Annotated in this window: 22 protein-coding genes and 1 other annotated feature; of the genes, 12 read left to right on the top strand and 10 right to left on the bottom strand. The window is 35.0% G+C overall.

All coding sequences use genetic code 11. The annotated features are described in order from the left end of the window. Window positions 1-80 precede the first annotated feature (80 nt). On the top strand, window positions 81-1,730 hold the full coding sequence (locus KPL75_RS11920; protein WP_219920784.1) for a M4 family metallopeptidase: 1,650 nt from the start codon (window positions 81-83) through the stop codon (window positions 1,728-1,730). Between the two features lie 44 nt (window positions 1,731-1,774). On the opposite strand, the gene KPL75_RS11915 is transcribed toward KPL75_RS11920, so the two are convergent. The 4 genes from KPL75_RS11915 to KPL75_RS11900 all read right to left on the bottom strand — a co-directional run bounded on the left by KPL75_RS11915 (window position 1,775) and on the right by KPL75_RS11900 (window position 7,032). Next, complete coding sequence (locus KPL75_RS11915; protein ID WP_219920783.1) at window positions 1,775-2,092, bottom strand: metal-sulfur cluster assembly factor; 318 nt, start codon at window positions 2,090-2,092, stop codon at window positions 1,775-1,777. Window positions 2,093-2,211: 119 nt separating this feature from the next. Next, a complete protein-coding gene (locus KPL75_RS11910) occupies window positions 2,212-3,903 on the bottom strand; it encodes a methyl-accepting chemotaxis protein (protein WP_219920782.1) in 1,692 nt (563 codons plus the stop codon). A gap of 202 nt (window positions 3,904-4,105) precedes the next feature. Beyond that, window positions 4,106-5,800, bottom strand: coding sequence for a methyl-accepting chemotaxis protein (locus tag KPL75_RS11905; protein ID WP_219920781.1), 1,695 nt, complete (start codon window positions 5,798-5,800; stop codon window positions 4,106-4,108). A 413-nt stretch (window positions 5,801-6,213) separates the two neighbouring features. Then, window positions 6,214-7,032 carry a class I SAM-dependent methyltransferase gene (locus KPL75_RS11900; RefSeq protein ID WP_219920780.1) on the bottom strand — a complete coding sequence of 273 codons (819 nt, stop codon included), beginning with the start codon at window positions 7,030-7,032 and terminating at the stop codon, window positions 6,214-6,216. Between the two features lie 113 nt (window positions 7,033-7,145). After that, window positions 7,146-7,416: a binding site (T-box leader), on the top strand. 50 nt (window positions 7,417-7,466) lie between these two features. On the opposite strand from KPL75_RS11900, the gene metG reads away from it, so the two are divergent. Continuing rightward, entirely contained in the window at window positions 7,467-9,101 is a 1,635-nt protein-coding gene (gene metG / locus KPL75_RS11895) for a methionine--tRNA ligase (RefSeq protein ID WP_219920779.1), read from the top strand. Between the two features lie 40 nt (window positions 9,102-9,141). Here metG and KPL75_RS11890 read toward each other — a convergent pair whose 3' ends face one another. From KPL75_RS11890 to KPL75_RS11865, 6 genes are all read right to left on the bottom strand, one after another. Further along, window positions 9,142-9,396, bottom strand: coding sequence for a hypothetical protein (locus KPL75_RS11890; protein ID WP_219920778.1), 255 nt, complete (start codon window positions 9,394-9,396; stop codon window positions 9,142-9,144). A 71-nt stretch (window positions 9,397-9,467) separates the two neighbouring features. Then, window positions 9,468-10,370, bottom strand: a complete 903-nt coding sequence (locus KPL75_RS11885; RefSeq protein WP_219920777.1) for an EamA family transporter — start codon at window positions 10,368-10,370, stop codon at window positions 9,468-9,470. A 140-nt stretch (window positions 10,371-10,510) separates the two neighbouring features. Beyond that, window positions 10,511-11,953 carry a sensor histidine kinase gene (locus tag KPL75_RS11880; protein ID WP_219920776.1) on the bottom strand — a complete coding sequence of 481 codons (1,443 nt, stop codon included), beginning with the start codon at window positions 11,951-11,953 and terminating at the stop codon, window positions 10,511-10,513. Continuing rightward, window positions 11,931-12,596 carry a response regulator transcription factor gene (locus KPL75_RS11875; RefSeq protein ID WP_219921102.1) on the bottom strand — a complete coding sequence of 222 codons (666 nt, stop codon included), beginning with the start codon at window positions 12,594-12,596 and terminating at the stop codon, window positions 11,931-11,933. Before KPL75_RS11875 ends, KPL75_RS11880 begins: the two co-directional genes overlap by 23 nt. Before the next feature lie 363 nt (window positions 12,597-12,959). Then, window positions 12,960-13,421 (bottom strand): L,D-transpeptidase, encoded by a 462-nt coding sequence (locus tag KPL75_RS11870; RefSeq protein ID WP_219920775.1) that lies wholly within the window; start codon window positions 13,419-13,421, stop codon window positions 12,960-12,962. Between the two features lie 30 nt (window positions 13,422-13,451). Continuing rightward, window positions 13,452-13,895 (bottom strand): DUF3978 family protein, encoded by a 444-nt coding sequence (locus KPL75_RS11865; protein ID WP_002145010.1) that lies wholly within the window; start codon window positions 13,893-13,895, stop codon window positions 13,452-13,454. Window positions 13,896-14,308: 413 nt separating this feature from the next. On the opposite strand from KPL75_RS11865, the gene KPL75_RS11860 reads away from it, so the two are divergent. The 10 genes from KPL75_RS11860 to KPL75_RS11815 all read left to right on the top strand — a co-directional run bounded on the left by KPL75_RS11860 (window position 14,309) and on the right by KPL75_RS11815 (window position 22,131). Beyond that, on the top strand, window positions 14,309-14,923 hold the full coding sequence (locus KPL75_RS11860; RefSeq protein WP_219920774.1) for a DedA family protein: 615 nt from the start codon (window positions 14,309-14,311) through the stop codon (window positions 14,921-14,923). Between the two features lie 229 nt (window positions 14,924-15,152). Then, entirely contained in the window at window positions 15,153-15,380 is a 228-nt protein-coding gene (locus KPL75_RS11855) for a helix-turn-helix transcriptional regulator (protein ID WP_219920773.1), read from the top strand. Continuing rightward, complete coding sequence (locus KPL75_RS11850) at window positions 15,364-16,077, top strand: DUF3169 family protein (RefSeq protein ID WP_219921101.1); 714 nt, start codon at window positions 15,364-15,366, stop codon at window positions 16,075-16,077. The genes KPL75_RS11855 and KPL75_RS11850 overlap by 17 nt, the downstream gene beginning before the upstream one ends. A 13-nt stretch (window positions 16,078-16,090) precedes the next feature. After that, window positions 16,091-17,173, top strand: coding sequence for a site-2 protease family protein (locus KPL75_RS11845; protein WP_219920772.1), 1,083 nt, complete (start codon window positions 16,091-16,093; stop codon window positions 17,171-17,173). Window positions 17,174-17,269: 96 nt separating this feature from the next. After that, on the top strand, window positions 17,270-17,410 hold the full coding sequence (locus KPL75_RS11840; protein WP_000404783.1) for a DUF3985 family protein: 141 nt from the start codon (window positions 17,270-17,272) through the stop codon (window positions 17,408-17,410). A gap of 249 nt (window positions 17,411-17,659) precedes the next feature. Continuing rightward, window positions 17,660-18,388 (top strand): ABC transporter ATP-binding protein, encoded by a 729-nt coding sequence (locus tag KPL75_RS11835; protein WP_219920771.1) that lies wholly within the window; start codon window positions 17,660-17,662, stop codon window positions 18,386-18,388. Beyond that, on the top strand, window positions 18,385-19,203 hold the full coding sequence (locus KPL75_RS11830) for a DUF2705 family protein (protein WP_219920770.1): 819 nt from the start codon (window positions 18,385-18,387) through the stop codon (window positions 19,201-19,203). Before KPL75_RS11835 ends, KPL75_RS11830 begins: the two co-directional genes overlap by 4 nt. Before the next feature lie 10 nt (window positions 19,204-19,213). After that, window positions 19,214-19,984: an ABC transporter permease gene (locus KPL75_RS11825; RefSeq protein ID WP_219920769.1), complete on the top strand. Its 771-nt coding sequence runs from the start codon at window positions 19,214-19,216 to the stop codon at window positions 19,982-19,984. A gap of 12 nt (window positions 19,985-19,996) precedes the next feature. Beyond that, window positions 19,997-20,686 carry a response regulator transcription factor gene (locus KPL75_RS11820; RefSeq protein ID WP_128856383.1) on the top strand — a complete coding sequence of 230 codons (690 nt, stop codon included), beginning with the start codon at window positions 19,997-19,999 and terminating at the stop codon, window positions 20,684-20,686. Beyond that, window positions 20,686-22,131 (top strand): sensor histidine kinase, encoded by a 1,446-nt coding sequence (locus KPL75_RS11815; protein WP_219921100.1) that lies wholly within the window; start codon window positions 20,686-20,688, stop codon window positions 22,129-22,131. The genes KPL75_RS11820 and KPL75_RS11815 overlap by 1 nt, the downstream gene beginning before the upstream one ends. Window positions 22,132-22,146: the final 15 nt, after the last annotated feature.

The raw sequence follows: 22,146 nt of genomic DNA, 5'->3' as shown, positions 1-22,146 counted from the left end.
TTTTGGAAAAAGGTATTAGGAGGAATATTCAGAATATTATAAAGGTGTTAAAAACTTTTAGGGAAATGGGGAGTGTTAGATTGAAAAAGCAAGCAGTTTCATCAGCATTAGCGTTATCCGTTATTATTGGGGGATTTGGGGCGTTTGGAGCAACAAAAACACAAGCGGAAGAGCAAAAAATCCAGTATCACCAAGAGTTTAAAACACCAGCTTACATAGGTGAAGAGTGGAAAGCACCAGAAGGTCTAGATAAAAAAGAGACAGTATTTCAATATTTAGAGAGCAAGAAAGATATGTTTAAACTAGCAGGAAATATTGATAAACATTTTAATGTCGTTGGCGAAGAAAAAGATGCTGAATCTGGTACAACACATGTGAAGTTAGTTGAGAAGCATAATAACATTCCTGTGTATGGCTCAGATCAAACGGTTACGCTTGATAAAGAGAATAATGTAAAAGCATTTTTCGGACAAGTTATTCCGAATTTAGAAGATAAAAATATTCCTGCATCTGCAAGTATTAGTGCGGAACAAGCAGAAACGATCGCAAAAGCTGATATTGAGAAAGAAATTGGTAAAGTAAAGAATTATGATGGTGTGAAAAAAGATTTATATGTGTATGAAAAAGATGGTCAATACTATCTTGCATATCTTGTAAAAGCATCGGTTTCAAAACCAGCTCCAGGATATTGGCATTACTTTGTTGATGCAACAAATGGAAATGTTATTGAGAAATATAATGCTGTAGATAACATTACTGGATTTGGTTACGGAGTATTAGGGGCTAGACAATCATTTGAAATTGCTCAAGATACGAAAACAGGAGCGTTCAACTTATTTGATGGTACACGAGGACAAGGTGTCCATACATTTGATGCAGAGAATATGGATGAAAACTGGTTTAATTTATTCTCACAAATTCTTGGATATACAGGAGAAGAAATTACAAGTAAATCTAAGTTCTTCGAAGATAAAGCGGCAGTTGATGCGCATGTGAATGCAGGAAAAGTATATGATTACTATAAAAAGACATTTAACCGTAACTCTTTCGATGATAAAGGTGCGAGACTTATTTCTACTGTTCACGTAGGTGAGAAGTGGAATAACGCAGCTTGGAACGGTGTTCAGATGATGTATGGTGATGGCGATGGTAAGACATTCATTCCATTATCTGCTGGACTAGATGTTATCGGTCACGAATTAACGCATGCTGTAACTGAACATACAGCAAATCTTGTTTATAAAGATGAGCCAGGAGCGTTAAATGAATCGTTATCTGACATTATGGGTGTCATGGTTGAGAAGAAGAGCTGGGATTTAGGTGCTGATATTTATACACCTGGTAAACCTGGAGATGCACTTCGATCTCTGAAAGATCCAGCATCTATTCCGAATCCATTAAAACCTGGTGAAGGTTACCCAGATCATTACAATAAGCGTTATACTGGAACAGCTGATAATGGCGGCGTTCATATTAACAGTAGCATCAATAATAAAGCAGCATATTTAGTATCTGAGGGCGGCACTCATTACGGTGTGAAAGTTGTTGGTGTTGGCCGTGAAGCAACAGAAAAAATTTACTACCGTGCTCTTACTAAATATTTAACTGCAAACTCTGACTTTAAAATGATGCGTCAAGCAGCAATTCAATCAGCGGAAGATTTATATGGTAAAAACTCTAAAGCTGTTCAAGCTGTAACGAAAGCTTATGACGCTGTAGGCGTAAAATAATAAGAGAAAAAAGACCTGACTGGATTGTCAGGTCTTTTCCTTATTTAATCACGAATACCTAATGCGATTTTTGCCATACGTGACATACGTTCTTTCGACCATGGTGGATTCCATACAACGTTTACTTCTATTTCATTTACTTCAGGTACGTTCGTTGATAATACTTTCTTAACGTCGGATACGATTTGGCCAGCCATTGGACAACCGATAGAAGTCATCGTCATTGTAATGACAGCATTATTATTTTCATCCACTGTAACGTCATAAACTAATCCAAGATTGATAATATCAACACCTAATTCAGGGTCAATAACAGCTTCTAAGTTCGCATATAACTTTTCTTCAAATGCTTGTTGTGACATGTGTAGCACCCCCTAAATATTAATGATATCGATTCTCATTATAACGGATATATGTATAAAGTGCAGGAAATGAGCTCAAAAAAAATATTCCTCTTGGAAGAGGAATATTTTTAAAAAAGCTATTCAGTTTTAAAATGAGATACGAGTTGATCTAATTCTTCTACTGTTTGTTTCATTTCTTTTGCAGTTTTTGTCATTTCATTCATAACAAGGACTTTCTTCCCAGCAGATTGTGCTGTTGCGGCAGTCTCACTTGAAACTTCATTAGAAATTGAAGCGATGTTATTAAGTGAAGCATTCATTTCTTCAGCACTTGCGGCCATTTCTTCAGCAGTTGCTGATATGTCTTGCATTTGAGTAGACACTTTATTCACTTGACCAACGATTGTTGTGAAAGAAGAGCCGGCATCACGGATGACGTTAATACCTTCAAATGCTTCGGAACGACCTTGAGACATCATAGAGCTAGCAGTTTTTGTGTCATTTTGAATTTGCTGCAGCAATTGGTTAATATCCTTTGCCGCTGTTTTTGATTGTTCAGCAAGTTTACGAACTTCATCAGCTACGACAGCAAATCCTTTTCCTTGTTCGCCGGCACGAGCAGCTTCAATAGAAGCATTTAATGCAAGTAGATTTGTTTGTTCAGCGATATTAGAAATAGATTGTACAGCTGTATCAATATATTTTGTGTGAGTGATGAGACGTTCGACTACTTCTGATGTAGCATTCACAGCTTCATGTATCGTGGTCATTTGTGAAATGGATTTTTGGATTACAGTACTTCCATCGTTAGCATGTTCTTCTGTAGCTACAGCAAGTTCAGCTACAGAAGAAGCTGATTCAGCAATACGCTGAACACTCATTGCCATATCATCCATTGCAGTCGAGCTTTCCTCCATACTAGAAGTTTGCGATTGAATGCTTGCATTTAAATTGGACATCGAGCTTTGAACTTTTAGTGTCGCATCAAGCGATGTATTGGTCTTTTCTAGCATGTTTTCAGAAGCATTTTGTACTTCCACAGAAGTTTTTTGAACACGATTAATGATATGTTGTAGGTTTTCTAACACTTTATTAAATGATGTTGCAATTGCACCGATCTCGTCATTGCTATTTACTTGTAGACGAGCTGTTAGGTCACCCTCTTGGGAAGATAACTCTTTTAGTTTAGTATCAATTTGCTGAATTGGTTTTACAAGTTTACCAGAGAACCACCATGCAAGAATAAATGCAACGACAATACATATAACAAGTGATAAGAATACAACGTATTCAATTAGTAGTGATGATTGGTCAATTTTTTCAATGGATTGATCACGTAACTTAGCTTGTTCGTTGCTATAGTTTGTGAAATCACCAATAACTTTATAAACCGTACCATTTTCTTTAGAAGCAACTTGTAATGCTTCTTCCCATTTTTGTTCTTTCGCAAGAGTAACAACTTTATCATCAATAAATTGTCTCCATGTAGAACCTAATTGCATTGTATCTTTTACTTGCTGAGAAATATTAGGATTAGAAAGAAGCTTATCTTTTGAATCCTCAAGACGTTTACTCATTTCATGAAACTTGTCTAATTCGACTTGATCATGTTGCAGTAAATAACCTCTTAAAGCAGAAAGTTGTACTTGATAAGCGTCTCCACGTTCTTTTAACTCTGTTGCAAGAGGAGAAATTTCTTTTTGCAATGCTTCAGCTTTACGAGTCTGATCAATAGCGAAGAATAGAATAAAAGCTAAGGCAATGCCAAATAAAGCGCAAATCGTTCCCATCATGAACATTAATTTTTTTCGAATGCTAATAAAATTCATATGATTAAAAAACCTCCTTTGTGAAATTTGAGTATTAGGATTATCTTATATAACAATTTAAGAGAAAGCCTTATTCCAATTTAAAGTTGGAATAAAGCTTTCTTATTTCCTTTAGGAATTATAGCAGACAGAGTGGGAGAGAGAAAGATATATTTTTAAGTAAAAAAGAGGGGCTAAAAAAACAAATCCCTCTTTTTTACTATTATGCATTTGTTTTGAAATGAGAAACGTGAACTTCGAGTTCTTGTACTGCAGTTTTCATTTCTGATGACTTTGTAGCAATGTCTTTCATTACACTTACTTGGCCACCAGCTGAATGTGCTGTCTGTGTCGTTTCAGCGGCAACTTCGTTTGAAATAGAAGCGATATTATTTAAAGCGGCATTCATTTCCTCAGAACTTGCGGCCATTTCTTCAGCAGTTGCAGACATTTCTTGCATCTGTGCAGAGACTTTATTAACGTGGTTAACAATTGCTGAGAATGAAGAGCCAGCCGTACGAATGATTGTGATTCCTTGTGAAGCTTCTGATTGTCCTTGTGTCATCATTTCATTGGCTATTTTCGTATCCTCTTGAATTTGATGAAGTAAATGGTTAATGTCGGTTGCAGCTAGCTGAGATTGTTCCGCAAGTTTACGAACTTCATCAGCGACAACAGCGAATCCTTTACCATGTTCACCAGCGCGGGCAGCTTCAATAGAAGCGTTTAAAGCAAGTAGATTCGTTTGTTCTGCAACGTTAGAAATGGATTGAAGAGCAGTATCAATATGATTTGTATGTGTAATGAGTCGCTCTACCACTTGTGATGTAGCGTTAACAGCTTCGTTAATTGTATGCATTTGTGTAATAGATTTCTCAATGACTTTATTTCCATCATCTGCTTTTTCAGAAGTCGTAACAGCCAATCCAGCAACAGAAGAGGCAGATTCTGCAATACGCTGAACACTTGTTGCCATATCGTCCATTGCCGTTGAGCTTTCTTCGATGCTAGACACTTGTGAACGAATATTATGATCAAGTGTATTCATAGTTGCTTGGATGTGTGCGGTAGTATCCATAGATGCAGTCGTTTCGATAAACATATTTTCTGAAGCTTCTTTTACGCTTGTTGATGTTTGTTGAACTTGCTTTATTATACGTTGTAAGTTGGTGAGCATTTGATTAAAGGAATGTGCAATATCACCGATTTCATCTTTACTAGTTACGTGCAATCTCGCAGTCAAATCGCCATCTTGAGAAGCTAATTCTTTTAATTTCGCATCAATTTGTCGAATAGGTTTAACAAGTTTACCAGAGAACCACCATGCTAATAAAATAGATGTTAATGTGCATGTAATGAGTGAGAAGAAAATAATATATTGGATAAGAGATGATGAAGATTGAACATCAGCAATTAATGTGTCACGTTTTTCATTCTCTTCATTTGCGTATTTAGTAAAACGACTTAAAAGGTCATTTACGTAATCTGTTTGAGCTAAAGCAATTTTGGATGCTTCGTCCCATTTTCCTTCACGCGCAAGGGGGAGAACCTCATTATCTATGACGCTTCGCCATTTCGCACCCATTAAAATGGCCTCTTTCATTCCTTCAGGGAGTTTTTTATCACTTGTTACTTGTTCCCTAGTATCAGCTAATTTCTTTCCTTCACGGTTGAATTTATCCAACCCTTTTTGATCATGCGATAGTAAATATTCTTGTAAGCCAGCAACTTGTGCTTGAAACCAATCACCACGTTCTTTTAAAATGGTTGCTCTTTTCGATACATCGTTTTTTAATGTTTCAATTTCACTTGCTTGGTTCGTAGCGAATGTAAGAATAATAATGAGAGCAATGCTAAATAAGGAACAAATGCTTAAGAGTGTGAAGAGTAGTTTTTTTCGAATACTGACATATTTCATCGTTATCCCTACCTTTAATAAACTTATTATCTTAATTTATGGATATTAAGAACGGAATTAATAAATCCATTATTACGAAGTTATTAATCTGTTCAATGAAAATTATAGCAGATAATGGAAAGGGGGCAGATGAGTATGGGTAAATGTTCTTAAAATGTATACATTTATATATCAAAAATTCTTAAATAAAAATAAAAAATACTATTGTAATTAGAAATAACATCATGTATACTTCTAATTAGTTGATAACGATTATCACTATCAACTGTAACATTACTCTTCGTTATGTTGGTCATACCCCTTTTTGACGACGTAAGTCAGAGACGAATGTTGAAATATCTTGTGTCCTATTCTACAGAATTATGGTAATCTCCAACCTCAACTTATATGCGTAAGCATGCAAAAAAAGGATCCTATCCGTGAAGGGATCCTTTTTTGCATGTTGTCGCAATTAATGTATATAGACCGGGTATACGCTCTTCAATTCCTTCGGGTACAGTAGAAGGGAAGACCCACTTTTGATGAGATCCGTGTTCCTCAATCAATTTTTCAACTTTGAAATTTGTTTCCGCCATTGCTGTAATAATTTCTCCTAGTGTCCAGCGCCTAATTTTTGTTCTCGGTAAAGCGTATTTCTGTGATTCCGTAAGGAGAGTACTATAAGCTACGTCATCTTCAATAAGTTCTTCATCGAAATAATTTCCATTTGCTCGAAAGGATGGGTGATCTACTCCTAATAATTTTGTATAAACGGGATGATAGTCACGTAGTATAAAGGTCCCATCTTGCTTTAGTAAGTGAGAGATTATATGAAAGAGTGGCTTTAAGTCTAAAAAGTAATGGAGCACGCCAAGTTCCAGTAACACGATATCAAATGATTGAGATAGATTTAAATCTAGTACATCGGAAACGATATATTGAATAGAGACGCCAGCAGCTTCTGCTAGTTCATTTGCATATTTAGCATTACTTGCTGAAATGTCTACAACTGTTACATCGGCTCCTAAAAGAGCAAGAGCAACGGCTTTGTTGCCTTTTGATCCGAGTAAATTAATAATACGTTTCCCTTTTGGAGATTGTATGTAGGGTAAATAATGATCTATCTCGCGCATAGGATTTTCCATGAGCTTTTTCGCATAATCCTCTGGAGCCCCGTGGCGATTTGTCCAAGCTTCATAAGCAGCTGCGTTCCAGCTTTTTTCATTTATCGTGCTTAGTTGCTTTTGATTCAATCTTATCACTCCTTTTGTGAACATATAGTTATTCGGTGAATGAGTGGGATTTCCTGTTTTTTTGAATTGGAGTTTGATTTTTCTGTTATTAAGTCGTAAAATACGTGTTATACATAAAAGCGTTGAAAAGGAAAAGTAGAATGGAATCATTCTTTCCAGAGAGCTTCGGTAGCTGAGAAGAAGCAAGAATATTCATTTGAACAATGGCCTTTGAGCTTCGTCCTGAACTTATTAAATGATAATAGTAGGCGGCGACGAGAGTTGGTACTCGTTATCAAAACCACAGTATAAGAGCATATAGCTCCGTACTTGTTAAGGCTGATTATGTGAGTAATTGGCGAAATAAGGTGGTACCGCGACTGTTTATACAGCCCCGCCCTTATCTTTTTTAAGATAAGGGCGGGGCTTTTTATATTTTAAAGGAGGAATATAGGATGAGTATTTTTATTGGAGGCGCTTGGCCGTATGCAAATGGTTCGTTACATCTTGGGCATATTGCTAGTTTGTTACCAGGAGATATTTTAGCACGTTATTACAGGGCAAAAGGTGAGAATGTGTTGTATGTTTCAGGAAGTGATTGTAATGGAACACCGATTGCAATTAGAGCAAAACAAGAAGGGGTTACAGTAAAGAAAATAGCTGATCAATATCATGAAGAATTCGAGCGATGTTTTCATAATCTCGGTTTTACGTATGATTACTATACACGTACAGATAGTGAGCATCATCATGAAACTGTGCAAAAAGTCTTTTTACGTCTATTAGAAGAAGGTTATATTTATAAAAAAGTCGTTGAACAGGCTTATTGCGAAACGTGTACGCAATTTTTACCGGATCGATATGTAGAAGGTATATGTCCGCATTGCCATGAAGCAGCGAGGGGCGATCAATGTGATGCTTGTTCCGCTATTTTAGATCCACTCGATTTGTTAGAAAAGAAATGCAAGTTATGCGGTAGTACGCCATCAGTACAGGAAACAGAGCATTTCTATTTTGCATTGCATAAATTTCAACAACAAATTAAAGCGGCTGTAGAAATTGCAAAGCAGAAAGGGGCATGGCGCGACAATGCAATTCAATTAACAGAGAGATATTTAAAGGAAGGATTACAAGATAGGGCAGTATCACGTGATTTACCAATTGGGGTACCAATTCCTTTGGAAGGATATGAAGATAAGAAAATTTACGTATGGATTGAAGCGGTGACAGGGTATTATTCAGCGAGTAAACACTGGGCTGAAGAAGCAGAGAAAGCGGATCAAGAGTTTTGGGATAGAGATGCGAAAACGTATTATGTACATGGTAAGGATAATATTCCGTTTCATTCAATTATTTGGCCAGCGGTATTACTTGGAATAGGAGAAGAAGCGATCCCGCGTCATATCGTTTCGAATGAGTATTTAACAGTAGAAAAAAGAAAGTTATCGACAAGTAAAAACTGGGCAGTATGGGTACCTGATATATTGGAACGCTATAATCCAGATTCTATTCGTTACTTTTTAACAGTAAATGCACCAGAAAATCGTGATACTGATTTTTCATGGCGTGAATTCATTTACAGTCATAATAGTGAACTATTAGGCGCATACGGGAATTTTGTGAATCGGACATTAAAGTTTATTGAAAAATATTATGATGGCATTGTACCGAAAGGCACTATTAATGTAGAGCTGAAAGATAAAGTAGAAGGATTATATATAAATGTAGGGAAATCGATTGAGCAAACTAAATTTAAAGTGGCGTTAGAGACAATATTTGATGCAGTACGTTTTGCAAATAAATATTTTGATGAAAAGCAACCTTGGAAACAAAGAGAAGAGGACCCAGTTTCATGTGAGGAAACAATTTGTAATTGTGTTTATCTTATCGCTAATTTTGCAAATCTCCTTGAACCGTTTCTACCATTTTCAAGTGAAAGAGTTCGGAACACATTGTCGATTGTTAAACGAAATTGGGAACCTCAAAATACGTTGCCGAATAGAATTGATAGCGTGCAGCCATTATTTGAACGAATCGATATAAAACAAATTGAGCATGAGATAGAGAAGCTATATGGAGCGGTAAAGTGAGATAGAGAAAAAGACCTTTCAAATGATGAAAGGTCTTTTGTTATGCAGTAGGATTTTCTTTCTTATCTTTTAAAAAGAAAAGTACAGCAAGGATTACGAGAATAATAGCTGCAATATCATATGTTATTTTGAAGGTAGTATTAAAGTTTAGGTACTCTACTAATGGAGTTTTCACTGCTCCTGCATATATGCAAATAGGAATGAGAAGCAAATCGTAAAACTTCTTTTCTTTCATATATCTTATTAGGAAGAAGATACACATAATAACAAAAAACATGATGCTTAAAATAGTCATTTATACCTCCGAATCGATTTAAATGCATACCGTATTTTAACTTCATTTACATTTATACGCAATTTATGTTTTCACGCACTATGCACACGATTATGTTTTTTTTCTTTCCTAGCAGTAAGTAGTTGTGGTGTGAAAATACCAAGTAATATAACTACAATCCCAATCCACTGCATTAGCGATACAACTTCATGAACAAGTGTAATAGAAGCGATAATAGCCGTTGGTAATTCAGCTGCACCTAAAATAGTGCCAAGTCCTATTCCAACTTTCGGAACACCGATTGAAAAACAAATGACAGGTACAACAACGCCGAATAATCCGAGGAAGAAAGCATATTTCCATAGACCGGCATGCAGGGCACCGTCTGTTAAAAAAGTTGGCGGGAAGAATAGGCATACGATAAGAGTAGCGCTTGTTGTCATGAGAAAGCTTTTTGTATAAGGCGGAACATCTGTAGCAACGCGCCCACTTGCAAAAACATAGAATGAAAAAGAGACAGCAGCTAATAGTCCAAAGATAATACCTTTCGTGGAAAAACTTTGTCCGAGTCCGTCAAAGACACCACCAGCAAACAATGTACCAGTAAATAAAATAATAATAGATATAACTTTCTCACGGCTTGGAAATGTTCGATTTGCAATTGCTTCGATAACGACACCAATCCACGTGAACTGGAATAGTAAGACGACAGCGATAGATGCCGGTAGTTCTTCTACAGAAATAGCGTAGAAAATCCCAGTCATACTCATCGTTGTTCCGACTGTTAGTAATGAAAGGAATTGCTTTTTTGTTACTTTATGGCGTGAAAAGAAAAGAACGAGTAGAAGTAGTCCAATCCATCCGAAGACATATTGCCCTCCTAATAGTTGATGTGCTGAAAATCCGTCAATGAATCCGAGTTTGAAAATAGTTGAAAGTACGCCGTAGCTACAAGCTCCGAGTAAAACGAGTAATGAATACTTAAATTTCTCCATAAAAATCCTCCTTAAAAATAATAAAAAACGCCCGTTATCCTAATAAGGATAACGGGCGAACGAAACAGAGTAAGAGACTCTACAAAATTCCGCCATTCATACGAAGTATGAATTTGGGGTATGAAATTGTAGTAGGTTTTTTACATTGCTTTTGGGAATACAATAGAACATTTTACACCTTGAGGTGTGTTTTGTATCCCATAAGGAAACTGATGTTTATCTAATATTTGTTTTACAATATATAGCCCAAGGCCACTACCTTGTACTAATCCGTGTTTGCCAGGGTTTGCACGATAGAATGGCTCAAATAAATGGGCAAGTTTATCCTCATCAATTTGTGAACCTGTATTTAATACTTCTAATGCATAACCGTTTGGCTTTTCATAAAGCTTTATATAGACATGCTGATGGTCAATTGTATAATGAATTGCATTTGAAATAATGTTAAAAATAGCAGTTTGAATAAATGTAGGATCAGCTAAGATTTGTACATCTTGCTTAATGTTAGATTGAACATTTAATTGCTTTACAGATACAAAGTAATCTACTTTTTTCATAACATCCTCAATAATAGTAGTTAATGAAATAACTTCTAAATTCGGTTTAAATTGAGGGTTTTGTATTTTGGATAATTCTGACATCTTTTCCGTTAATATGTTAATATCTTGCATCATCTCATAGGAGCGCTTTAAATATTTATCTCTATCTTTATAAGCACCAATTCCGTGAATCATGCCATCGAGTTGTCCCATAACTGCCGCGATTGGTGTTTTTAATTCATGGGATACCATAGACATAAATTCTTTACGAGATTGTTCTAACTGTTGTTCCTTCTTGAGCTCATTTCTTAAATCTTGATTGCTTTCATGTAAATTCTTCACAATATTTGGTACTTGTGAAGCAGCTACTTGCAAATTAAAATCTGTTTGATCTGTATTTTTGTTCAGCGCCTTTTTATCTGAGAAATCAAGATTCATAATATCTTTTAAAGCATCGCTCATAAATTGAAAAGGTTTGGCAATTAGTTTTGTATAAATTAAAGATCCGAGTAACGATAATGCAAGCATTGTTGCACCAATATGTGGAGCTAATTGCTGCAGTGCATCTGCTAATTTTGGATAATCTTGTGTATCATTTGTGTTATTTTCTGCATTTTGTTTATGCAAGGCATCATTAGTAGCGACTTGCTTTTCCGTTTCTGTAAGTGGAGCAGAAGTGCTGTTTTTCCCCGCAATATTTTGGGTATGTTCTTTTGCTTTTGCAGTTTGGCTAGGCTGCAAAAGGTGATTTATGGCTGTAGAGAGTGCTTTATAATCTATAATAGAAGGTTGGAAATTGGAAATCATACTCTCTGAAACAGCCTTACTTTGATTCGTTTTACTTTGGTCGTTTTGTTTGTCTGAATCCGCTTGTTCTGTAGACAGCGCTCCATTTTCTTTTGCAAAACGTTCTTTATCGTAGTTTGAAGCTAGAAAATAAATAATTTGATAAAGACAAAGTGATAAAAGAATACAAAATAATAAGGTTTTGATGAAAATATTTTTGGTGATGTTGTCTGTGCTACGATTCGATTTTGTAGCCAATGCCTTTCACCGTTTTAATATAAGGAATCCCTAGTTTTTTTCTTAAGTTTTTAATATGTGTATCTATAACTCTTACATCACCATAATGTTCATAGCCCCATACCTTATTCAGCAAATCACTTCTTGATAATACTTTTCCCCGATTTTGCAGTAAAGTATAAATAATTTCAAATTCCTTTGTTGTTAATTCAATTTGATTACCATGAACATAAGCGGCATATGCTGTAGAATTTAAAATCAATTCACGGAATTGTAGTATAGTTGCAGTTTCTGCTTCCTTCGTTGCTGCCCTTCTTAATACAGCTTCTACACGTTTAATAAATACGGTGTAATGGAACGGTTTCGTAATATAGTCATCAATACCTAATTCAAATCCTTTAATTTCACTTTCTTCATTATGTAAGCCTGTTAACATAATGATCGGTACATCAGACTGTCCTCGCATAATTTTACAAATACTATAGCCATCTATATCTGGTAACATCACATCAAGGAGGACAAGATCGTATGAATTTTTTTGGAAAAGCAGTATACCTTCTGTTCCAGCGCCAACGACATCAACGGTAAAGCTTTGTGCCATTAGAAATTCACGAATCAGTTCTTGTATATCTGGGTTGTCTTCAATCACCAGTATATGCGTCATAGTAACACCTCCTAAATAACGCTTTTTACTGCAATATTCGAATTCATCATTTTTGAATGTCTCAGATTGCTTATACATATAATAAGCCCCCGCTATAAAATAATCATGAAAGTAGCAAGGGGAGTTGTTTAGCGAAACTGAATATTTCAGAATCACAGTAGTTCTATTATAGTATGTAATGTAAAATTTATAAAATATTATAACTGTATAATTTTAATATCCATGTTTATCAATGTTTTGATGTTATTTGACACAATCTATTCTCATTATATATGTAAATACAGTTGTTTTGCTACTGTAATTGAATAAATAAAATAAGCCAAGATATAAAATTCTTGGCTACACGTAAATCGTGTTCTTAGGTTATTTTACAGTGACAGTAGCTTGCTGCTGAATACGCTCAAATAACCAGTGTATATCATTGTTATACATACGAATACAACCAAGTGTTGTCGCTTTTCCGATTGCTTGATTATTGTTAGTTCCATGAATCGCATACGTTGTTCCGTAAGTTCCTGCCATATTTAATCCGAGCCAGCGGTCTCCAAGTGGATTACGTGGATCGCCGCCTTTAATTTTTCCTGTATAGTAAGGACGGTCTTTAATTTTATTTACGATTTGAAAAGTGCCTTTAGGTGTAGGTGTTGCTACTTTTCCAGTAGCGACAGTGAAACTTTTTATGAATTTTCCATCTTGATAATAATCCATTTTATTTATTTGTGTGTTTACGATAAGCTGATCTTTCGTTGTAGCTGCTTCTGCAGTAGTGAATGGAAGAGTTAAAAATCCTAATGATAATAGCGCACTTAATAATAGTTTTTTCATTATATTCTCCTTTTACTTATTGTAGTAGTCTTACATACAATGAATTTGTAATCCTCGTAATGCTTGATTTATATTTTCATCTAATGTTTCAAAGAAGGTAGTAATTTTTGTATTGTGTTTGTTGTTTTTATCAATAAGTAATCTTTCATTTAATAAAAGCTCACCATGTAGTCCAAAACTTTGAACTTGAATCTTTAGTTCATCTTCAGTTTCAGAAATAATAGGTAAGAAATAGTGAAAAGCTTTCGTTGGAATGATGTAGCTTTTGCCAATCATGCTTTCTTGATTTGAATTGATCCATTTTCTCGTGACGATCTTAATGTTCTTTTTTGAAACGATAAAAGATAGTGTTGTAGATTTTGTTAAACTTACGTCAAATTCATTTGTTTCACATATGTGTAAATTAAAAACGTTTTCATTTTGATGAGATTCAACATTTGTATTAATAAAATCGTGCATTTTATAAGCTTCCATTTGTATTCACCCTTTTTTCAATTTCGAAAAACGACTTATATTTATTCAGTTTAATGCTTAGTCATATATTAGTTAAATTTTTCAACAAATTCCGATATAATCTTACAATACGTATATGAAGCTAATATGAAGTTAGTATGAGTTTGTTATGGTTTTTTATAGAGAACAAAATAAGGTGATTTACAAGTGTTAAAAACTGGATAAAAAATGTATATTAATGGTTATATTCCGTACGGTATATAGTTTTTAGCTCATTTTAAAATGATAATGAGTATAAGCAAATAAAGAACAGAAACCTTTAGTGTGAGCCTTACAAAAATGTAATAAAAATGTAAGCTATTGTGATAGTTATTTCGACAATTTTTTTATACAATAATAGTAACAAGTTGTACGTGAATGAAAGGGGAGATGACATGGAATGGGTTCATGAATTATTTCAGCAATACGGGTATTATGTAGTACTTGTAGGTTTGCTGTTAGAATATATTGCACTTCCGTTTCCGGGAGAGCCAACATTAGCATATGCGGGGTTTTTAGCACAGAAGGGTGATTTAAGTTTACCGATTTTAATTATTCTATCCTTTATTGGGACGAGTGTAGGAATGACGATTCAATACTTTTTAGGAAATAAATTAGGTATGCCTTTCATTCAAAAATATGGGAAATACGTATTTTTAACACAAAGAAAAATCGACTTAACAAGAATGTGGTTTGATAAGTATGGGTACTTCCTGATCTTTATCGGTTTCTTTATTCCTGGTGTACGCCATTTTACAGGATACTTTGCAGGAATCATCAATTTACCATTCCGTCGCTTTGCGATTACAATTTATTCAGGGGCTTTATTCTGGGTATCATTCTTCTTAATTGGTGGCTACTGGCTAGGTGGTAACTTACATGATATTTTTGGAGTACTGGAAGATAATATCGGTAAAATTATCTTTGGAGTAGTTGTAATTGTAGTAATCACGCTGAGCATTCGTTTCCGCAAACAGTTAAAACGAGTACTGTTACAAAACGCAAGTTAATATGGAATCCATTCTATGTCAGAAATTAGGGAGGCAGTGCAAAAGCACTGCCTTTTTTATTTTATGTTCCAATCTATGTTAATAAGCTATTGTCTTCTCATATGCTTAATATTCCATATTTATTATATAGATTACCTGACAATTATTAATGTCAAAATGACAATTATAATTGACAAATATAAGGATATTATTTACAATTTTAATTAAATAAATGAAAAAGAGGGAAGACATGAAGCTTCAAAATCGAGTGAGGGAATTTCGAGCAAAGCATCGTTTATCACAAGGGGATTTAGGGAAAGCGATTGGCTCATCACGGCAAACCATTAGTTTAATTGAACGCGGGGATTATGCACCATCTATTGTATTGTCGTTAAAAATCGCACACATTTTCAATGTACCGGTGGAGGAAATATTTACGTTAGTGGAGGGGGAAGATGGAGATGGAGATGGGGAGTAAGGGGAATGGGAAAATGACGGCTATATTGAAGTTGTTAGTAGGAGCAATTTTTGGTGGGTTTATAGGGTATGTAGTAGGGGATATTGCAACAGCGGGTACTAGCAAAATATCTCCTGTTATTAGCGTTGTTATGATAAGTGTATTTGGCATAGCGGTTATGTATTATATTTGGAAGCGTACAAGAGCGCTCGCACAAACGAAAGATGAAGAAGAAAATGTTAAGGGACGAAGATTAGGGATAGCGATTATTTATTTTCGAGTAATGGAAATTATTATTCCATCATGGTTTGTTTGCTCAGTTATCGCTTTTTATAGAACGTATACAAGTGAGGGGAACTTGCTCTTTGTTAGTGTAAGTATTGTGGTATCTACAGTGTGCTTTATTGCTATAACTTGGTTAGGATCTGTAATGAGGAAAAGGTATAACGCTCTATATCCAGAACAGAGTGTTACGTATTCTCAGTCAATGGAAATGTGGGCAAAGAATGCAGATGAAGGGCAAAAGCAAATTGTTCATGAAGCGGGATATAAGGCATATCAATATACAAATATGACACTTGCTTGTGCGTGGTTGGCGGCGATTGCATATGCAATTTTAGATGGAAAAGATTTCTTTATGGTCATTATGATTTCGTTCGTTTGGGTATTACATGTTGGAACATATATGTACGAAATGCATAAAAAAATGATTTATTAAGGGGAGAAAAACGGTGGACGTTTTAAGAAGACCTGCTTTTTCAATGTTCGTTGCTTTCGTTTGCTCCGCTTTATACGGATTTATTCGAATAGAAAAGGTCCAGCAAATTATAGAAATATGGGCCTTTTTCGGGATTGCATTGCTAGTGTTAATTATTCATGAATTAGGGCATGTAATATTCGGTTTGATGGGTGGTTTGAATTTTAAATTTATGACAGTAGGCCCCATTACTATTCAAAAAGAGAAGGGGAAAGTACGCATTCGAGAAAATAAATTATGGGCGTACTTCGGAGGCGTGGCGATGTTAGTGCCTTCTTCTATAGAGACACCGAATCTTTCGAAAAAATGGGCGTGGCTCACTTTAGGTGGACCGATTACGAGTTTATTATTTGGTATTACTTTCGGTTACATATATATGGTGAGTTATTATCAATATCTTTTATATTTTTCTGTTTTACACTTTGTGATTTTTGCAGCTACAATCGTACCGATAAAAGGAACGTTTTTGAGTGATGGTATGCAATTTCTCATTTTAATTAAAGATGATGAAAAAGCTAAGCAGCATTTATATACGATTCAAGTATCAAGTGAGTTATTTAGTTATAAAAGACCGAAAGATTGGGATGAGAGGTTAATAGAACTTAGTGAGGAAAAATTAAAAGAGAATAAAGGAATAAGAGAGAGCCTGAGCGGACTGATGCTCGTCTTCCTTGCTAGATCGGATCAAAAGGGAATGGCAAGAGCAATACCATATATAGAACAAATTGTTCAACTACCGGTAACGAAGGAAAATAAATTCTTCGTTAGTAGTTTTCATAGTTGGTATCTCTTATATAAAGTTCTTTATCAGAAGGAAAGTCTTTCCTTGCAAGAAGCAAAGGCACATGTAAAGGCAATTACAAAAGTGGATTTACATGGGTATTACCGTACACATGGAATTGTTAAATATTTAGAGGGAGATCTAGAAGATGCCCGCACTTATATGAAGAAAGCTGATAAAGAATTGAAGAGTGCAGAGAAGAGTGAAATCGGATATTTACAATTAGAGAGAGAATGGTTTGAGCGGCTACAGGAGAGGGTATCTTACGACGGGTGAGGTATCCTCTTTTTTCTATGTCATCTTATGCCGTTCCATAAAAAGTCTGAGGCGAGTAAAATGAGATAAGAAGAGCAAAGCTTGGAGGAAGTAAATATGGAAATTTTAACGATTATTTTGATAGTCTTGCTTATTTATGCTGTTTTTAAAGTCGCATACGTAGCATTAAAAATACTCGCGATCCTATTAGTTATCTTTTTAATCGTAGAGTTCGGCAGTAAGTTGCTTGGGGGATAGGGTATGTTGTGCTTTAGAGATATCGAAGGATGTCGGTAAATCGATATCCTGTGTCGAATCGTTGATATAATGAAAAAATCGTTGATATAAGTGGAGAAACGATCGATATATTTTAAAAATCGTTGATATATTCCGGTGAGTACCGGATGGGGTATGTGGAAAAGAAGTTGCCGTGGGGGTAACTTCTTTTTATTTGTTTATAAATTGTTTATTTTTACCGTCTATTCTAGTAGCAAGGAGGCGATAAGAATGAAAAAAGAGGTTTTAGAAGTAAGAGATGTGACGAAAAGAGTGAAGGGAAGAACGTTGTTAAGTCACATGTCTTTTTCTGTTTATAAAAATGAAATTTGTGGTTTTGTTGGGCCAAATGGTTCAGGGAAGACAACTCTTATTCGAACAATTATGGGGTTAATTCGACCAAATGAAGGGGAAATCCTAATTAATGGAATTAGCGTACAAAAAAATCGAAAAGAGGCTCTTCAGCATGTAGGTGCAATTGTAGAAGCTCCGATTTTCTTTCCTTATATGTCAGGACGAAAAAACTTACGGAATTTAGGTAGGATTACGTTACGTACTGGTGGAGAAGTTCTTGAAAAAAAAGTTCAGCAAGTATTAGAAATCGTCGGTTTAGAAAACCGTGCGGACGATAAAGTTGGTACGTATTCATTAGGGATGAAGCAGCGTTTAGGGATTGCACAGGCCCTTCTTGGCGATCCAGATTTTATTATTTTGGATGAGCCGTCTAATGGATTAGATCCAGTTGGAATTAAGCAACTTCGTAAAATTGTACTCGACTTACAGCGTGAGAAGGGAATAACTTTTTTCATTTCTAGTCATTTAATTCGTGAATTGGAGCTTATGTGTGATTCATGGGTCATGATTCGTGAAGGATCACTAATATGGCGGGGAACGACGGAAGAGTTACAAGGAAGTGATAAAGAATTAGAAGATATTTTCGTGGAGATGATGAGCTCATGATGATGTTAGTACGTTCTGAATGGGGGCGGCTTTGGGCAAAGAAAGTAACATGGCTTTGTTTTTTGATGATACCGGTGATGTTACTTGGGGCTGCGAAGTACTATTTGAAACATAATCAAGAGGTAGAAAGGACAGCAGTTGATTATACATATGCGAATTCATTCCCCGTACTTGCATTATCTGAAATGCTTATGAGTATATGTAATCTTGTTTTACTCGTTTTGATTGTCCTTGTGTTTGCTCAAGAGTATCATAGCGGTCAAATTCGGATGGTAATACAAAGGTCATACACGTATTCTGAGGTTCTTATTGCGAAAATAATTACGATATTAGCAGTAAGTTTGCTATTTATAGGTGTCTATTTTATTTGTAGTTATTGTATTGGCTATATTTTCTTTGAGCATGAACCAAGTATTCTTTTGTTTTATTTCACAGAAAAAATGAATGCACTTGGCGTTTTCTTATACTGTATTTCTTATTATGGAATTGCTTATCTTACTTTAATAGCGATGGCTAGTATATTAATTATGCTTTCGGTTATAAGTAAATCCACAACAAGTGCAACACTACTTGGTATGGGATTTATTATATTTTCTTTTGGATACCCAGCCATGGCGTTAGTGATAGGGAAATCACCGGCTTTTCTTTATATTAATTATTCTTCTTTAATTAAATTACAACATGAAGGAATTGTTATATCTTTATCTGGTAGTTCAAGAATGATTCTTTTTGGATCTATAATTTTACTTATATACATTGTTATTTGTAATGCTGTAACAGTTTATTGGATAGGAAAAAAAGATAATTTTGTGTGAGGTGTGAAGAATGAGACAAATACTTATAAGTGAATTTGAACGGATTTTTGATAGAAAGAAGACGAAAGTATTAATTGTTATTTTTGTACTGCTGCTTATTTTACACAGTGTATGGGTTCATACTTTTGGAGTTGCTATTTATGATACAAAAGGGACAGAAGCAATCTTAAGTAATTTAAATTTTCCTGTTGCAGTTACAAGAGAATGGTATTTTACTCTATTCTTATTAATTTTTCCAATCTTATTTATTGATAGCTTTAATAGTGAAATTTCATCTGGCGCATATCGTCTTGTCATGATCCGTCCGGTAAGTAGGTGGGAATTATTATTGGCAAAATGGATGACTCAAATGAGTATCGTAAGTTTGTTTTTGTTAATGGCATTTATAGAGAGTTATATATATGGAACATTTTTTATAAGGCACGCAGAGGAGACATTCTTTTTGGATAAACAAGTCATTTATGGGACGGGTGCCTCTATTTTATATACTGTAAAATATTATTTAATATTATGGTTTATCACAAGTGCTTTAACAATGTTGAGTAGTTTTGTAAGTCTTTGGTTTCAAAACGCTATCATTACGTATTTTGTGATAGTCGGTTTACTAGTAACTAGTTTGTATGTGAGTGAAGAAATAAGTTATTTTGTAATTGGAAGCGAATCGATTCTAAGAATATTAAGTGAAGGGAAAGGAACATTTTACCTAATAAATGGTACGATTTTAGGAGGATGTGCAATAGCGGCTATGTTTAGTTGGTGTAAAAAAGATGTATTTAATTAGGAGGGATTTACCGTGGCAGACAAAATATTACTTGTAGATGACGAACCGGATATTCTTACATTTATTGAAGATAGTCTTGTCATGGAAGGGTATGAAGTAAGAAGTGCATTAAGTGGTGAAGAAGCTTTGAAAAAATTAGATAGTAGCGTGGATCTCATTATTTTAGATGTTATGCTGCCGGATATGAATGGATTTAAAGTGTGCGAGAAGATGAGAGAGTCTTATGCATGCCCAATATTATTTTTAAGTGCGGATAGTAGTGAACGCTCTCGTATAGAAGGTTTATTGATTGGTGGAGACGATTATATTAATAAGCCGTTTAGTTTAAAAGAGTTGAAAGCTAGAATTGTTGCTAATTTGCGCCGTACGACAGAATTGCAAATGATGGGGCAAAAGAATTTACTGCGTTATGGCGATTTAGTAATAGATTTGCAGAGTTATGAAATACTATTAGGTAAAGAAAAAATTCACTTTACAAAAAAGGAGTATGAAGTTGTGAAAATGTTAGCACTTCATGCTGGCCAAGTTTTGACGAAAGAGCAGATGTTTGAAAAGATTTGGGGATATGATAGTGAAAGTGATGTCTCTACTGTAGTTGAACATATAAAGAAAATTAGAACAAAGCTTAGTGTATATGATAGAGAATATACATATATTCAAACTGTGTGGGGAATTGGATATAAGTGGAGTGTACAGAATTGATGCAAAGGTTAAGGATTAAACAACAGCTAGTAATTGGCTTTTTAATAGTTTTAATTGGTAGTTTAATACTGACAGTTTTAACGGCAGCTAGTGGTTGGTATTGGCTAACGAAGAGTGGAAAAGTATTTCCTGCAAATTATTATGAACAAAAAATTCCTATGATAAAAGAATATGCAAAAGATAAAGGAGCCCTATTGTTAAATGAGAAAGAGCGAAATGAATTAGAGAAAATTATCCCTAAAGAGGGAATTAAATATCAAATTGTTAATAGGCAAGGAGATATTTCTTATGGTACATATAAAAAGAAATTAATAACAAATGAGAGACCAATTTTGAGTGTTATTAATACGAATATTCATGAGGAAGATGATGATACTGGAGTTACGACATATCTGCCTTTAGTGGATAAGACTGGGGATCTACAGGGAGCGATAGGACTTAATTATCATTTGACAATGTCTACTGCTTCGGCAGTTGATTCCTTGTTTGTAATCTTATTTTTAGCTTCGCCCTTTATATACATTACAATTTTATCTTATATTGTTTCAAACCGAATGGGAAAAAGAATAAAGAAACCACTCGCTGAATTATCAGAGGCTTCAAAAAGAATTCAAGAGCAGGATTTAGATTTTCATTTAGAATACAACGCGAAAAATGAAATTGGTGAGTTAGTCGGTTCGTTTGAAAATATGCGCGCAGAATTAGCAACTAGTTTATCACGGCAATGGGAGTTAGAAGAAGAAAGAAGAGAATATATTAGAGCTATTTCTCATGATTTGAAAACGCCGCTAACGATTGTACAAGGTCATACAGAAGGTTTGCAAAGTGGCTTATGGAAAAATGAAGACTTGTTACATCGGTATTTACAAACGATTGAACGAAATACAAACAGAATGACAAAACTTCTTGAGGAGTTCCAAACAGTAAATGAGTTAGAAAGTTTCTCGTTTCAATTACGTTTAAATAAAGTGCATATAACCCCATTCTTTCTTAAAAAACTAGAAGAATATGAATGTATAGCTAGGAAAAAAGAGATTGAGTGGGACGTTACCTTTGAAAATAATGAGGGTGTACAAAGCTTAGTATTTGATCAAGAGCGGATCAGTCAAGTAATGGATAATATCGTGATGAATGCAGTTAGGTTTACGCCGGTGTCAGGGAAGATGCTTGTTAAAGTATGTGCTTGGCATGGCGCAATAGAGTTTCATGTATATGATTCAGGACTTGGTTTTCAAGAAGGGGATTTGAAGAAAGTATTGCAGCGTTTTTATCAGGGAGATCAGTCGCGTTCAGGAAGCAAGGAGCATTTTGGGCTCGGGTTATATATTGCCAAGACAATTGTTGAGAAGCATGGCGGCATAATACAGGTAGAAAATAGCAAGGTGCGAGGTGGGGCACATGTTTCATTTCGAATTCCGAGTGGGGTATCCAAAAGTAGTCAGTAAAAATAAAAAAGCTGG

This window comes from Bacillus sp. NP247 (genome assembly GCF_018966865.1).
Taxonomy (GTDB): Bacteria; Bacillota; Bacilli; order Bacillales; family Bacillaceae_G; genus Bacillus_A.
This window is presented reverse-complemented; position numbering and strand designations above follow the sequence as displayed.